General features: G+C 72.8%; 11 protein-coding genes and 1 pseudogene. 7 read left to right on the forward strand and 5 right to left on the reverse strand.

Translation table 11 applies throughout. The features are described from left to right. Positions 1-118: 118 nt before the first annotated feature. The gene (locus ACZ51I_RS13055; protein ID WP_468874767.1) at positions 119-1,939 is read right to left on the reverse strand and encodes a serine hydrolase domain-containing protein; all 1,821 of its coding nucleotides are present in this window, start codon (positions 1,937-1,939) and stop codon (positions 119-121) included. A gap of 139 nt (positions 1,940-2,078) precedes the next feature. Between ACZ51I_RS13055 and ACZ51I_RS13060 the strand changes: the two genes are divergently transcribed. The 4 genes from ACZ51I_RS13060 to ACZ51I_RS13075 all read left to right on the forward strand — a co-directional run bounded on the left by ACZ51I_RS13060 (position 2,079) and on the right by ACZ51I_RS13075 (position 5,902). After that, on the forward strand, positions 2,079-3,188 hold the full coding sequence (locus ACZ51I_RS13060; protein WP_468874770.1) for an NAD(P)H-dependent flavin oxidoreductase: 1,110 nt from the start codon (positions 2,079-2,081) through the stop codon (positions 3,186-3,188). Then, positions 3,185-4,735 (forward strand): acyl-CoA synthetase, encoded by a 1,551-nt coding sequence (locus ACZ51I_RS13065; RefSeq protein ID WP_468874772.1) that lies wholly within the window; start codon positions 3,185-3,187, stop codon positions 4,733-4,735. Before ACZ51I_RS13060 ends, ACZ51I_RS13065 begins: the two co-directional genes overlap by 4 nt. Before the next feature lie 287 nt (positions 4,736-5,022). Then, positions 5,023-5,223 (forward strand): hypothetical protein, encoded by a 201-nt coding sequence (locus ACZ51I_RS13070; protein ID WP_468874775.1) that lies wholly within the window; start codon positions 5,023-5,025, stop codon positions 5,221-5,223. Between the two features lie 37 nt (positions 5,224-5,260). Then, positions 5,261-5,902, forward strand: a complete 642-nt coding sequence (locus ACZ51I_RS13075) for an FxLYD domain-containing protein (protein WP_468874777.1) — start codon at positions 5,261-5,263, stop codon at positions 5,900-5,902. Positions 5,903-5,914: 12 nt separating this feature from the next. Here the strand turns inward: ACZ51I_RS13075 and ACZ51I_RS13080 are convergent. Next, positions 5,915-6,043, reverse strand: a pseudogene (locus tag ACZ51I_RS13080) (DNA alkylation repair protein); the annotation flags it as partial. 92 nt (positions 6,044-6,135) lie between these two features. Here ACZ51I_RS13080 and ACZ51I_RS13085 point away from each other — a divergent pair. Together ACZ51I_RS13085 and ACZ51I_RS13090 are read left to right on the forward strand one after the other, a co-directional pair. After that, on the forward strand, positions 6,136-6,810 hold the full coding sequence (locus tag ACZ51I_RS13085; RefSeq protein WP_468874780.1) for a hypothetical protein: 675 nt from the start codon (positions 6,136-6,138) through the stop codon (positions 6,808-6,810). A 144-nt stretch (positions 6,811-6,954) separates the two neighbouring features. Beyond that, the gene (locus tag ACZ51I_RS13090) at positions 6,955-8,052 is read left to right on the forward strand and encodes a calcium:cation antiporter (RefSeq protein WP_468874782.1); all 1,098 of its coding nucleotides are present in this window, start codon (positions 6,955-6,957) and stop codon (positions 8,050-8,052) included. 9 nt (positions 8,053-8,061) lie between these two features. Here the strand turns inward: ACZ51I_RS13090 and ACZ51I_RS13095 are convergent, their stop codons facing one another. Beyond that, positions 8,062-10,461 carry a penicillin acylase family protein gene (locus tag ACZ51I_RS13095; RefSeq protein WP_468874785.1) on the reverse strand — a complete coding sequence of 800 codons (2,400 nt, stop codon included), beginning with the start codon at positions 10,459-10,461 and terminating at the stop codon, positions 8,062-8,064. Between the two features lie 156 nt (positions 10,462-10,617). Here ACZ51I_RS13095 and ACZ51I_RS13100 point away from each other — a divergent pair, with 156 nt between their 5' ends. After that, positions 10,618-12,126 carry a fatty acyl-CoA synthetase gene (locus ACZ51I_RS13100; protein ID WP_468874788.1) on the forward strand — a complete coding sequence of 503 codons (1,509 nt, stop codon included), beginning with the start codon at positions 10,618-10,620 and terminating at the stop codon, positions 12,124-12,126. Positions 12,127-12,154: 28 nt separating this feature from the next. Here the strand turns inward: ACZ51I_RS13100 and ACZ51I_RS13105 are convergent, their stop codons facing one another. Further along, positions 12,155-12,535, reverse strand: a complete 381-nt coding sequence (locus ACZ51I_RS13105; RefSeq protein ID WP_468874789.1) for a VOC family protein — start codon at positions 12,533-12,535, stop codon at positions 12,155-12,157. 24 nt (positions 12,536-12,559) lie between these two features. Then, a complete protein-coding gene (gene paaK, locus ACZ51I_RS13110; protein ID WP_468874792.1) occupies positions 12,560-13,846 on the reverse strand; it encodes a phenylacetate--CoA ligase PaaK in 1,287 nt (428 codons plus the stop codon). Between the last annotated feature and the right edge of the window lie 84 nt (positions 13,847-13,930).

The following is a 13,930-nucleotide window of genomic DNA, read 5'->3' on the forward strand; positions in this document are numbered from 1 at the left end:
GGGGCGGGGTGGCGGTCCGGGGCGAGTCGGGGCGGGGCTGGACGGCGGTCCGGGGCGAGTCGTGTCGGGGCGGGACGGCGCGCCCGGACAGGGTGACGGCCCTGGCTTCCTCCCCGCCTCAGTCCGCCGAGCGGCTCCACCCCACCGCCTCCAGCCGTGCGCCGTCCCCCGGCCGGGCCTCGTCGAAGAGCGGCCGTCCGGCGGCGTCGAGCACCCGCACGGCGTCCACGTACACCCCGCGCCCGACGTACCGCTTGTCCGTCTCGTACCGCCAGCGCAGCCGTACGGGGAAGGCACCCCGCTCCGGCAGGTCCGCCGTGAGCCGGTGCCAGACCCGGCCGGACCAGCCGCTCACCGCCCCGGCGGGATGCGGCCGCGGCTCCTCTCCCGGGCGTACGGTCACGAACGGCACCGGCTCCCAGCTCGCGCCGCCGTCCCGGGACGCCTCCAGGCGCGCGGCGTCCGCGCCCGGCTCGGTGTCCCACCACAACGCGCAGGCGAACCGGGCCGCGCCCGGCACCGGCGGGAGGGTGAGCGTGCCGGTGGCGCCGCTGTCCATGCCGGAGAACCAGGAGGTGCCGCCCCGGGGCGGCCGCACGGGTACGGCCCTGGCCAGCCGGTCCGCCGTGGCGACGCGGGGCGCTGACCCGGAGCGCCAGGAGCGCACCGGGTGCACGGAGTTGCCGAGCACGATCAGGAACGCGTCGGTCGTCGGGTCCAGGACGAGGCTGGTCCCGGTGAAACCGGTGTGCCCCGCCGTGCGCGGGGTGGCCATGGCGCCCATGTACCAGTGCTGGTGGAGCTCGAAACCGAGCCCGTGCGCGTGGCCGGGGAACGCGGTGTTGAAGTCGGTGAACATCAGCTCCACCGAGGCGGGGGAGAGGATGCGGGCCCGGCCGTACGCGCCGCCGTTGAGCAGGGTACGGGCGAGGATCGCGAGGTCCCAGGCGCGGGAGAAGATCCCGGCGTGGCCGGCGACGCCGCCGAGGCTGTGGGCGTTCTCGTCGTGGACCTCGCCCCAGACCATGCCCCGGTCGAGGCCGGACCAGGGCGGTCGGGCGTCCTCGGTGGCGGCGATCTCCGGGCGCCACGAGAGCGGCGGATTGAAACGCGTGCGGTGCATCCCGAGTGGAGCGGTGATCTCGTCGTGGAGCAGGGTGTCCAGACCGTGACCGGTGATCGCCTCCAGGATCAGCTGGAGCGAGATCAGGTTGAGATCGGAGTAGAGGTACGTGGAGCCCGGCGGGTTCGCCGGGGTCTCGGCCCACAGCAGCCGCAGCTTCCCCTCCCGGGTCGGCTCCCGGTAGAGCGGGACCCAGGGCCGGAACCCGGAGGTGTGGGTGAGCAGCTGCCGTACCGTGACGTCCTGCTTCCCGCCGCCGCCGAACTCCGGCAGGTACGCGGTCACCCTCGCCTCCAGCTCCAGGGCCCCACGCTCGATCTGCTGCACCGCCAGGATCGAGGTGAACAACTTGGAGACCGACGCCAGATCGAAGACGGTCTCCTCGGTCATGGGACGCTGCCGCTCGGGCGGCAGCTCGACGCCGGTGTCGGTCTTCTCGTCGTACGCCGCGTACCGCACGGCCGAGCCGATCGCCCGGTGCAGGGCGACGGTCCCGCCCCGCCCGGCGAGCAGGACGGCGCCCGCGTACCAGGGGTGGGCGGGGGAGGGGGCGAGGAAGCGCTCGGCCTCCGCGACGAGCCCGTCCAGGTGCGGGGCGAGCAGCCCGGCCCGTTCCGCCGAACCGCGCCGCAGCGTGGTCCGCCGCGCGGCCACCGCTGCCCCGCGCGCGGCCCCCGGTCCGGCCCCTCGCTCCGGGCCGGCCGCAGCCGCCGCCCCCGGCACCGCCCCGATCATCAGCGCACCTCCGAGAGCCAGTACGCCGCCGCCGAACGCACGGCGGCTCGGCCTTCCGTCTCGTTTCCCATCCTCCGTCATGCCCACCCTCTCCCACCGGGGACGACGGCCAAACGCCGACGTGCCGCCCGCGCCGCCCGTGTCGCGCACGCCCAAAGAATCTGACGATGCATCAGAAAAGGTCTTCCCTCCGCCGCGCCGCTGCGGCATCCTGCCGCCCATGGAGACGGAGCTGAGTCGCACCCTGGGGATCGAGCACGCCATCTTCGGTTTCACGCCCTTCCCCGCGGTGGCCGCCGCGCTCACCAGAGCCGGCGGGTTCGGCGTCCTCGGCGCGGTCCGCTACACCGCGCCCGACGACCTCGCCCGCGATCTCGACTGGATGCAGGAGCACACCGACGGCCTGCCCTACGGCCTCGACGTCGTGATGCCCGCGAAGAAGGTCGAAGGGGTCACCGAGGCCGAGGTCGAGGCGATGATCCCCGAGGAGCACCGCGCGTTCGTCCGCGCCACCCTCGCCAAGCACGGCGTGCCCGAACTGGCCGAGGGCGAGGCCTCCGGCTGGCGGATCACCGGCTGGATGGAGCAGGTCGCCCGCAGCCAGCTCGACGTGGCCTTCGACTACCCGATCAGACTCCTCGCCAACGCCCTCGGATCACCACCGCCCGACGTCGTCGCCCGCGCCCACGACCACGGCGTCCTCGTCGCCGCCCTCGCGGGCAGCGCCCGGCACGCCCGCCACCACGCCGACGCCGGCATCGACATCGTCGTGGCGCAGGGGTACGAGGCGGGGGGCCACACCGGCGAGATCGCCTCCATGGTCCTCACCCCCGAGGTCGTCGACGCGGTCTCCCCGCTGCCCGTGCTCGCCGCCGGCGGCATCGGCAGCGGCGAGCAGATCGCCGCCGGACTCGCCCTCGGCGCCCAGGGCGTCTGGCTCGGCTCGATCTGGCTCACCACCACCGAGGCCGAGCTGCACTCGCGCGCCCTCACCGCCAAGCTGCTCGCCGCCGGCTCCGGCGACACGGTCCGCTCCCGCGCTCTCACCGGCAAGCCCGCCCGCCAGCTCCGTACCGAGTGGACCGACGCCTGGGACGACCCGGCGGGACCCGGCCCGCTCCCCATGCCGCTCCAGGGGCTTCTGGTCGCCGAGGCCGTCTCCCGTATCCAGCGGTACGAGGTCGAGCCGCTGCTCGGCACCCCCGTCGGCCAGATCGTCGGCCGGATGACCTCCGAGCGCAGCGTCCAGGAGGTCGTCGACGAGCTCACGCGCGGCTTCGAGAAGGCCGTCGACCGCATCAACCGCATCGCCGGACGGAGCCTCCAGTGACGCAAGGTCCCACCGGATTCTGGGCCCAGGCCGCCGCCGACCCCGGCCGCACGGTCCTCGTCGCGCCGGACGGCGAGGAGTGGAGCGCGGGCCGGCTGCACGCCGAGGCCAACCGTCTCGTCCACGGCCTGCGCGCCGCCGGTCTCGAACGCGGCGACGCGTTCGCCGTCGTCCTGCCCAACGGTCCCGAGTTCTTCGCCGCCCATCTCGCCGCCACCCAGGCCGGGTTCTATCTCGTCCCCGTCAACCACCACTTCGTCGGCCCCGAGATCGCCTGGATCGTCGCCGACTCCGGCGCGAAGGTCCTCGTGGCCCACGAGCGGTTCGCGGAGGCCGTGACCATCGCCGCCGACGAGGCCGGCCTCGCAACGAGCCACCGGTACTCCGTCGGCACGATCCCCGGCTTCCGCCCGTACGCCGAACTCCTCGAAGGCCAGGACGCATCGGCCCCCGCCGACCGCACGCTCGGCTGGGTCATGAACTACACCTCCGGCACCACCGGCCGTCCCCGGGGCATCCGCCGCCCGCTTCCCGGAAAGCTCCCCGAGGAGACCCACCTCGGCGGCTTCCTCGGCATCTTCGGCATCCGGCCCGGCGACGGCAACGTCCACCTCGTCTGCTCGCCGCTCTACCACACCGCCGTGCTCCAGTTCGCGGCCGCCGCCCTACACATCGGCCATCCGCTCGTCCTCATGGACCGGTGGACGCCCGAGGACATGCTCCGGCTCATCGACCGGTACTCCTGCACCCACACGCACATGGTCCCCACTCAGTTCCACCGTCTGCTGGCCCTTCCCGCGGAGGTACGGGAGCGGTACGACGTCACCTCCATGCGCCACGCCATCCACGGCGCCGCACCCTGCCCGGAGCACGTCAAGCGGGCGATGATCGACTGGTGGGGCCGGTGCGTCGAGGAGTACTACGCGGCCAGCGAGGGCGGCGGCGCCTTCGCCACCGCCGAGGAATGGCTCAAGCGGCCCGGGACGGTCGGCAAGGCCTGGCCGATCAGCGAAATCGCCGTCTTCGACGACCACGGGAAGCGGCTGCCGCCCGGCGAACTCGGCACCGTCTACCTCAAGATGAACACCGGCGGCTTCCAGTACCACAAGGACGAGGCGAAGACCGCGAAGAACCGCATCGGCGACTTCTTCACCGTCGGCGACCTCGGCCTCCTCGACGAGGACGGCTACCTCTACCTCCGCGACCGCAAGATCGACATGATCATCTCAGGCGGGGTCAACATCTACCCCGCCGAGATCGAGGCGGCGCTGCTCTCCCACCCCGCCGTCGCGGACGCCGCCGCCTTCGGCATTCCGCACGCCGACTGGGGCGAAGAGGTCAAGGCGGTCGTGGAGGCGGCCGAGGGGCACGAGCCGGGGGATGCGCTCGCCACCGAGATCCTGGCCCACTGCGGCGACCGTCTCGCCGGCTTCAAGCGCCCGAAGTCGGTCGACTTCATCGCGGCCATGCCCCGCGACCCCAACGGCAAGCTGTACAAGCGTCGGCTCCGCGACCCGTACTGGGAGGGGCGCAAGCGCCCGCTCTAGTCCTCCAGTGGCGGATCGTGTTCCGGGCCGGATCGTCGTCGGCAGCGGCGCGCCGCTCGGTCCGCTGTCGGTAGCGGGGCCCGTCCCCGGTCGCCCGGCCGGTGATCGCTCCGGCGTGCTCCTGGGCTCACCTGCCTCGCCGCGTGACCTCCGGCGCCGTACGCCGTCGGGCCGGGCCGGGCCTCGCCCGGCGGCCGGTCGCCGACTCGCGAACAGATCCATTTCAGACAAACATGTCGAATTGTGGATCGAACTTCGGCGGCCCCTGACCCCGTGCACCCCCGCTCGTGCCGCGCAGCCTTCTTCGGCACCCCCAGGAGACCACGGGTGTCGAGCTCGTCGTCATCGGTGACGACGACCTCGCCGCGGCCGAGAAGGCCTCCGGCGCGGGGCGGGAGCCGCTGTGCGACCACGTCGCGCCAGTGAACGGGCTCGCGGTCGTCTCGACCGAGCGTCGACGACCGGCTCCGCGTGTACCGCGCTACTGACGAGGAAGCGGACCGTATGTCACCGGAAGGACCCCCCATGAACACCCCATCGCCCCGCGGGAGCCGGTCGGTGCGCGTTCGGGCGGCGAGCGCCGTCGTCGCCGTCGTCGCGACCGCACTCGGCGCGGTCGCCCTCGTGTCCTGCGACTCGGGCGGGGACGACGCCGACGCACCCGCGTTCAGCGAACGCCCCACGGCGCCCGACACCGCCTCGTTCTCCGGCGACCATCCCTCCTCCGCCGCCTCGGCGGCGGAGTCGCGGATCGCGTCCGCCCAGGCCTCGGCGTCGTCCGCGGCGGCCTCGGCCTCCGCACAGGAGGCGTCACGCCAGGCGTCGGTCGGCGCCGAGGCGGAACGCTCCCGGCAGGCGGCGGAGAACGCCTTGAAGGGCGTCGAGGGCAGAGGGAACGCCCTGAACGAGGTCGGGATGACCGGCAAGCCCCGGGCCGAAACGGGCGGCCTGCTCACCGTCGTCGTCACCATCACCAACAAGACGGACGCGACCGCGTCCTACGCCGTCCAGGTCGACTTCCTCGACCCGTCGGGCAAGGTCGTCGAGACCCAGTTCGTCGGCGCCGAGGACCTCGCGCCCGGCGAGCGCCGGCAGCCCCTGGTCATCAGCCGGCAGCCCCCCGAGCCGGTGCTCACGCCGCGACTCACCAAAGCACAGAGGTACTGAGAGGCGGGACCCGACCCGGATCCCGGCCGGGCAGTGGTTCATCGCCCACTGCAGCCGGTCCGGCGCGTCCATCATCTCCGCCTCGACGACGTCGAGCAGCCCGGCGAGGTCGAGCCCGGCGGGCTGCCTTCCCACGCGCGCGCACTTCATATCCATGAAGTTCACGAGCCACTCGTGCACCTTGGAGGTGTGGCCGGGTTAGGGTGCGGCGGCCGATCGGCGTGAGGAGGCGCGTGGAACAGCGGGTGCGGGTGCGGGTGCACAAGGTCAGGCTCGGCAGCGGCGAGGTCAGGGTCGTACGGCCGGATCCGGCCCCGGCGCGGCTTGCCCTGCGCGACGACGGCCACTGGCTCTCGATGTACGCCGACCGGGGCGGCGCCACCCGACTCACCGCGCTGTGGGCGCTGGCCGCCCGGTCGCCCCGCTCCCTGGTCCACCTTCCGATCCGCGCGAACCCGGCCCCCGAAGAGGGCCCGGGAGGGGGCGTGCCGGTCGCGCTCGACCTGGTCCTGGTCCACCACAGCCTGCAGTTCCCCACCGCCTCGTGGAAGCAGGTCCGGGCCCGGCTCGGTGCGGGCAGACTCCACACGGCCGCCACCCCGGACGGCGACTTCCCCGACGCGAGCGCCATCGACCACGAGCGCAGGTACCACGCGACGTACCGGGACCACCTCGGCTTCCACATCGCCGCCCACACACTGTTCGTCGTGGGCAGCGCCACCGCGTTCCGGGAGCACGGCACCGCACTGCGCGGCCTCGTCGACGAGGCCCCGTCCCACCGGCACCGCCATCCGGGTGCCGGACACTACTGCGTGGAGTTCGGCCCGGGTTCGTGGTCGCGGCCGCGGACCCGCCGCAACGTGCCGGGTGCCCTGCACATCCAGTACTGCGAGGACTGGCGCGCCTGACAGTGGTCCGGCGCCGGCCTCGCGGGTGAAGTCCAGGACGGTCGCGGATGTTCGGCGGGACCCTCGCCGCGTTCGAGCACGGTCTCGCGAGCACGACGACTGAACGAAACGGGCGAAAGGCCCCGTTGTGGCAGGATGCGGATCATGAGTTCGAGTACGGCGACGACGGCACGGCAGTGGACCACCTGGGGGCCGGTGGTGGCGGCGCTCGCCCTGGGCGCGGCCTGGGGGCGCGACCTCCCGGGCTTCGCCGTCGGCCTCATCGCGCTCTGCCTCATGGCCGCCGTCCTCGCGGCCGTCCACCACGCCGAGGTGATCGCCCACCGCGTCGGCGAACCCTTCGGCTCCCTCGTCCTCGCCGTGGCCGTCACCGTCATCGAGGTCGGACTCATCGTCACCCTGATGGCCGGTGGAGGAGAGAAGACCTCGACCTACGCGCGGGACACCGTCTTCGCCGCCGTCATGATCACGTGCAACGGCATCGTCGGCCTCTCCCTGCTCGTCTCCGCGCTGCGCAACCGCACCGCCGTCTTCAACGCCGAGGGCTCCGGCGGCGCGCTCGCCACCGTCTGCACCCTCGCCACCATGACCCTGGTCCTGCCGACCTTCACCACGAGCCACCAGGGCCCGGAGTTCTCCTCCGCGCAGCTCGCCTTCGCCGCCGTCGCCTCGATCTGTCTGTACGGCGTGTTCGTCGCCGTACAGACCTTCCGGCACCGCGACTACTTCCTCCCCGTCGCGCGCCCGGGGCAGGAGTCGGAGGACGAGCACGCCGACCCGCCGGGCACCCGCGAGACCTGGGCCAGCCTCGGCCTGCTCCTCCTCGCCCTCGTCGCCGTCGTCGGCAACGCCAAGCTGATCTCGCCCACCATCGAGGACGGCGTCGAGTCGGCGGGCCTGCCCAAGGCGGTCGTGGGTGTCGTCATCGCCCTGATGGTCCTGCTCCCCGAGACCCTGGCCGCCGTCCGCGCGGCCCGCAGGGACCGCGTGCAGACCAGCCTCAACCTCGCGTACGGCTCGGCGATCGCCAGCATCGGCCTGACCATCCCGGCGATCGCGCTCGCCTCGATCTGGCTGTCCGGGCCCCTGGTGCTCGGTCTGGGACCGCTCCACATGGTCCTGCTCACCCTCACCGGTGTGGTGAGCGCGCTGACCGTGGTGCCCGGACGGGCCACCCTCCTCCAGGGCGGCGTCCATCTCGTGATCTTCGCCGCCTTCGTGTTCCTGTCGTTCAGCCCGTGACGGGCCCGTTCACCCCCTGACGACCACCACCCGCAGGCCGGGCGAGCGCAGGATGTCCTTCTCGCAGAACCGGGAGGTGACCCAGCGCTCGCCCGCGTACAGCAGGGTCTGGTCGCTGTAGTGCGGTGACGCCGGGTTCGACGACTGGGAGTACGAGAGCAGGGTGCGGGCCACCGGACACCGGCTGCCGTCCCAGCCCACCGCCTGCACGTGGCTGGTCCCGTGCGCGACCTCCGTGTAGCCGCCGCCCGCCGCGTTCCACACGGGCTCGGTCTTGTTCCAGATGCCCAGCGACTCGGTCCCGCCGCCCACCGGGATCCGTTCCCCGTTCCGTACGACGAACTGGTGGGCGCCGAGCGGCGCGTCCAGCGCGATCCCCGCCGCCCGCAGCTCCGCCGCCGCGTCCCTGAGGGCCTGCGCGAAGCCGGGCGCGCCCGTGTTGAGCGTGCGCGGGGTGCGGACCGGATCAGCTGCCGAGAACGGCACCAGCCACTGGTCGGCCGGCTTCACCGTGCCGGTGAACTTCCGCCAGAACCGGTCGAAGAGCAGCGCGCCCCGGCTGTCGGTGTTCACCGTCCGGTCCCACGCCCCGATCACGCGACAGACCTCGGGGTCCTCCGGCAGGGCCGACGCGCAGGCCTTCGCCGCGTCGGCCGCCGCCAGGTCACCGGCCGGCGCCCGGTTGGCGAACTGCTGACGCTGGAGGTCGGCCACCGTGAGCCCACCCCGGCCCGCCATGGCCGCCACGTCCTCGATCCCGCCCCGGGTACGCAGCGAGCGCTGGGTCGCGACCGTTCCGAAGATCCGCTCGTAACCGGTCAACGGCCGGTCGGCGTTGGCCAGCCAGGCGCTGTCGTTGGAGTTCTCCACGTACGGGGTGTCCCGCAGGACCGGCATCTTCGACGGGCCGAAGACGCCCGGCTGCACCGCGTCGGGATCGGAGCCGAGCGCGCACTCCGAGCGCGAGCCGTCCAGCACGGCGACGCCCGAGGCCGGGTAGGTGGCCCGGCCGAGCGGGGTGGAACAGCGCGCGGCGAGCTCGTCGGTGATCCGGGGGAGCACCTGGGACTGGCTGAAGAGGGAGTGCCCCGCGGGGTCCGCCGCGATCGTGTTCACCCAGGGCAGCCCCTGCGTGCGCCGCAGGGTGTCGGCGATGTCCCGCGCGGAGCGGGCCTTGCCGAAGCCGAGCGCGGTGTCGGAGCCGCGCAGGTTCGCGGCGTTGGGATCGTTCAGCGCGTACGCCGTGGTCGAGGTCCACGGCAGCGGCAGCTGCGCGCCGAGCCCGCCGACGACGGGTCCGTACCGGGTCCACCACTGAGTACGGGTGACGGGGGCACCGTCCTTGACGGCCACGGTCACCGCGCGCGGGGTCATCCGCTCCGGCCGGCCGTCCACCGAATAGGAGGTCGGGTCGCCGGGCGCGAGCGTCAGCTGGTGGAGGTTGAGCGGCACCCCAGTGGCGACGGTGTGGCTCCAGGCGACCTTGTCGTTGAAGCCGATGCTGACGGCGGTCGTGCCGAGGAGCGAGGCGCCGGAGACGTTCAGCTCGCCCGGGATGGTCTGCTGCGACTGCCAGAAGCGGCGCCCGCCCTGCCACGGGTAGTGCGGGTTCCCCAGGAGCAGCCCGCGCCCGTTCGCCGTCGTGGCCCCGGAGAACGCGACGGCGTTCGAGCCCATGGTGGCGTTCTCGGCGGCGAACAGCTCACGCGCCGCCTCGGCCGTACGAGCAGGGTCCGGGTCCTGCGCGGGCGCGGCCGCGCGGGACGGGGCCTGCGGTGCCGGCGGCGCGGCCGCCGTGATCCCGTCCACGGCCCTGCCCTGTCCGCCGAGCACCGAGACGGCGAGGCCGCGCCGGGCCACGTCGAGCGCGGTCACCGGACGGACCCATTCGGCGCCCGCGCAGGCCGGGTCGGTGATCCGGTTCTTCCGCAGCCAGGCGTTGTAGCCGGCCGCCCAGCCGCGCATCAGCTCCCTCGCGTCCCGGCTCGGCCCGGCCGGCGCGGGGGTCCGGAGCAGGTCCTCGACCGTGCCCGCGTCCTTGACGCCACGGAAGTACAGGTCGCTGGAGAGGTTCGTCGCGGCGGAGGAGAGCGAGCCGTCCGGGGCGGCGGCCGGGCCGAAGTACCGGGAGCGTTCACCGTTCACGGTGAGGAAGCCGTCGGCCAGCACACAGACCTGGTCGGCGGCCTGCGCCCAGCCCGTGCCGAAACCGAGGTTCGCGTAGTCCTCGGCGACGATGTGCGGGATGCCGTACTCGGTGTAGCGGATGACGGCCGACAGACCCCGGTCGGACGGGTGACGGCCCCGGTCCCCGGAGTCGGCGGCCGCCGCGCCGGGGAGCGAGGCCGTGACGACGGCGAGGGCCGCGCCGGTGAGCGCCAGGTGTTCAAGGCGGGTACGGAGGTGCAAGGTGCCTCCCAACGGGTGGATGAGCACTGCGGGTTGCCCCATGCACGCAGTCGCGCGGCCCCTTGTCAACATCCCGTTCGGTATCCGAGGTCCGGGCATGCACGGCGCACCGCGCGGTACTTGACCTCCCGCCCTCCCCGCGCCCAGGATCACCGCATGGACCGACTCCTCAGCCGCACCGTCGACGGCGTCCTGCGCGCGAGCGCCCGGCGCGTGCCCGACCGGACCGCCGTCCGGTACGCCGACCGGACCTGGACGTACGCGGAGCTGGACGCGGCCGTCGACACCGCCGCGGCCGTCCTGCGGGAGCCGGAGCACGGCCTCGGCCTGCCGGAGTACGCCCGGGTGGCGACGTGCGGCCACAACTCGGACGCCTACCTCATCGCGTTCCTCGCCTGCGCCCGGTCCGGCCTGATCCACGTGCCGGTCAACCACCATCTGACCGGCGAGGACCTGGCGTACGTCCTGGAGCAGTCGGACAGTTCACTCGTCCTCGCCGACCCCGCCCTCGCCGACCGGATCCCCGAGGGCTTCGCGGTCAAGGCGCTGCGGGACGCCCCCGGTTCACTGCTCGACGCGCTCGCCGAACCGGAGCCGTACCTCACCGACCGCGACGCCCGCGACCTCGCCCAGCTGCTCTACACCTCGGGCACCACCGCCCTCCCCAAGGGCGCGATGATGACCCACCTCGCCCTCGCCCACGAGTACGCGAGCGCGATCGAGGCGCTCGACCTGAGCGAGGACGACCGGCCCGTGCACGCGCTGCCGCTCTACCACTCGGCGCAGATGCACGTCTTCCTGCTGCCGTACCTCGCCGTCGGCGCCGAGAACACGATCGTCGACGGACCTGACCCGGCCGTCCTGTTCGACCTGATCGAGACGGGCCGCGCCGACAGCTTCTTCGCCCCGCCGACCGTCTGGATCGCCCTCGCCGACCATCCCGGGTTCGCCACCCGCGACCTCTCCGCCCTGCGCAAGGCCTACTACGGCGCCTCGATCATGCCCGTGCCCGTCCTGGAGCGGCTGCGCGTCCGGCTGCCGGAGCTGCGCTTCTACAACTGCTTCGGCCAGTCGGAGATCGGCCCGCTCGCCACCGTCCTCGGCCCCGACGAGCACGAGGGCCGCATGGACTCCTGCGGCCGCCCCGTCCGGCACGTCGAGGCCCGGGTCGTCGACGAGAACGGCGCCGACGTCCCCGACGGAACCCCGGGCGAGATCGTCTACCGCTCCCCGCAGCTGTGCGAGGGCTACTGGGACAAGCCCGACGAGACGAAGGCCGCCTTCAAGGGCGGCTGGTTCCACTCGGGGGACCTCGCGGTCCGCGACGCCGAGGGCTACCTCACGATCGTCGACCGGGTGAAGGACGTCATCAACTCCGGTGGTGTGCTCGTCGCCTCCCGCCAGGTCGAGGACGCGCTCTACACCCACCCCGAAGTCGCCGAGGTGGCGGTCATCGGTCTCCCCGACGAGCGCTGGATCGAGGCGGTCACGGCCGTCGTCGTCCCGTGCGGGGAGGTCACCGAGGCCGAACTCCTCGACCACGCCCGCGAGAAGCTGGCCCACTTCAAGGCACCGAAGCGCGTCTTCCTCGTGGACGCCCTTCCCCGCAACGCCAGCGGCAAGATCCTCAAGCGCGACCTGAGGGACCGCTTCGGCGCCTCGTAACACCTCGACGCGTCGGGCGTTGAGGGTCTCAGCCCTCGCGGTCCTCCGTCACGCAGAGAATGTTGCCCTCGCTGTCCTTGAACCAGGCGCCCCGCATGGTGTCCGACTCGACCACTCCGTCGACCGTCTTGATGCCGGGGAGGTCGTACTCCTCGAACGTGACGCCCTTGGAGCGGAGAGTCGACATCTCCGCGTCGAGGTCGTCGACCTTCCAGCTCGCCAGCGTGTGCTCGGCCTTGCCGCCGTACGGAGTCTCGTAGAGGCCGATGATCGTGCCACCGCACTCGTACCTGGTGTCCTCCGGGGACTCCTTCGTGAGGGTGAGGCCGAGGGTCTCGGAGTAGAAGCGCTTGGCCCGGGTCAGGTCATTGACCGGAATGATCGCGGCTATGGGGGAGTCCGACAGCATCGCAACCACCTCCTCCCATCCAGGCTACGCGCCCCGGAGGTCCACGATCCGCCTGATCTTGCCCACCGAGCGCTCCAGCGTCTCCGGGTCGACCACCTCCACCGCCACCGAGACCCCGACCCCGTCCTTCACCGCCGCCGCGACCGCCCGCGCAGCCTCCGCACGCTCCTCCGGTGTCGCGTCCGGACGGGCCTCGGCCCGCACGGTCAGGGCGTCGAGTCGGCCCTCGCGGGTCAGCCGCAGCTGGAAGTGCGGCGCCACACCCGGGGTGCGGAGCACGATCTCCTCGATCTGGGTCGGGAAGAGGTTCACCCCGCGCAGGATGATCATGTCGTCACTGCGCCCGGTGACCTTCTCCATCCGCCGGAACACCCGGGCGGTCCCCGGAAGCAGCCGGGTCAGGTCGCGGGTCCGGTAGCGGATCACCGGCATGGCCTCCTTGGTGAGCGAGGTGAAGACCAGCTCGCCCTCCTCCCCGTCCGGCAGCACCTCGCCGGTGAAGGGGTCCACGATCTCCGGGTAGAAGTGGTCCTCCCAGATGTGCAGACCGTCCTTGGTCTCCACGCACTCCTGCGCCACGCCGGGGCCGATGACCTCCGACAGGCCGTAGATGTCGACCGCGTCGATCGCGAACCGCTCCTCGATCTCCTTGCGCATCTCCTCCGTCCACGGCTCCGCGCCGAAGACGCCCACCTTCAGCGAGGTCGAACGGGGGTCCACGCCCTGCCGTTCGAACTCGTCGAGCAGCGTCAGCATGTACGAGGGGGTGACCATGATGATCTCGGGGCGGAAGTCCTGGATGAGCTGCACCTGCCGGGCCGTCATGCCTCCGGAGGCCGGGATCACCGTGCACCCGAGGCGCTCCGCGCCGTAGTGGGCCCCGAGCCCGCCGGTGAAGAGGCCGTAGCCGTACGCCACGTGCACCTTGTGTCCGGGGCGTGCCCCCGCCGCGCGCAGGGAGCGCGCCACCACGTCGGCCCACATGTCCAGGTCGGCCTCGGTGTAGCCGACGACGGTCGGCCGGCCGGTGGTGCCGCTGGAGGCGTGGATGCGCCGGATCCGCGACTGGTCGACGGCGAACATGCCGAAGGGGTAGTGGTCGCGCAGGTCCGACTTGGCGGTGAACGGGAAGCGGGCCAGGTCCGCGAGCGTACGGCAGTCGTCCGGGGTCAGTCCGGCCGCGTCGAGGGAGCGCCGGTAGAAGTCCACGTTCTCGTACGCGTGGCGCAGGGTCGCGCGCAGCCGCTCCAGCTGCAGGGCCGCCAGCTCCTCGCGCCCGAGCCGTTCGCCGCTGTCCAGCAGTTCCGTCATGCGCCACTCCTCCACCGTCGTAAAACGGGCGACCGATCATTCGGTCGATCCGTTCCGGGTCAGTAAAACCGGAGGCACCCGGGA

The organism is Streptomyces sp. NPDC034084, assembly GCF_055575535.1.

What these genes read in the sequence shown, in the direction of transcription:
- ACZ51I_RS13055 (WP_468874767.1), bottom strand. Translation starts at nt 1,939, where the DNA reads ATGACGGAGGATGGGAAACGAGACGGAAGGCCGAGCCGCCGTGCGTTC.
- ACZ51I_RS13060 (WP_468874770.1), top strand. Translation starts at nt 2,079, where the DNA reads ATGGAGACGGAGCTGAGTCGCACCCTGGGGATCGAGCACGCCATCTTC.
- ACZ51I_RS13075 (WP_468874777.1), top strand. Translation starts at nt 5,261, where the DNA reads ATGAACACCCCATCGCCCCGCGGGAGCCGGTCGGTGCGCGTTCGGGCG.
- ACZ51I_RS13090 (WP_468874782.1), top strand. Translation starts at nt 6,955, where the DNA reads ATGAGTTCGAGTACGGCGACGACGGCACGGCAGTGGACCACCTGGGGG.
- ACZ51I_RS13100 (WP_468874788.1), top strand. Translation starts at nt 10,618, where the DNA reads ATGGACCGACTCCTCAGCCGCACCGTCGACGGCGTCCTGCGCGCGAGC.
- ACZ51I_RS13105 (WP_468874789.1), bottom strand. Translation starts at nt 12,535, where the DNA reads ATGCTGTCGGACTCCCCCATAGCCGCGATCATTCCGGTCAATGACCTG.
- paaK (WP_468874792.1), bottom strand. Translation starts at nt 13,846, where the DNA reads ATGACGGAACTGCTGGACAGCGGCGAACGGCTCGGGCGCGAGGAGCTG.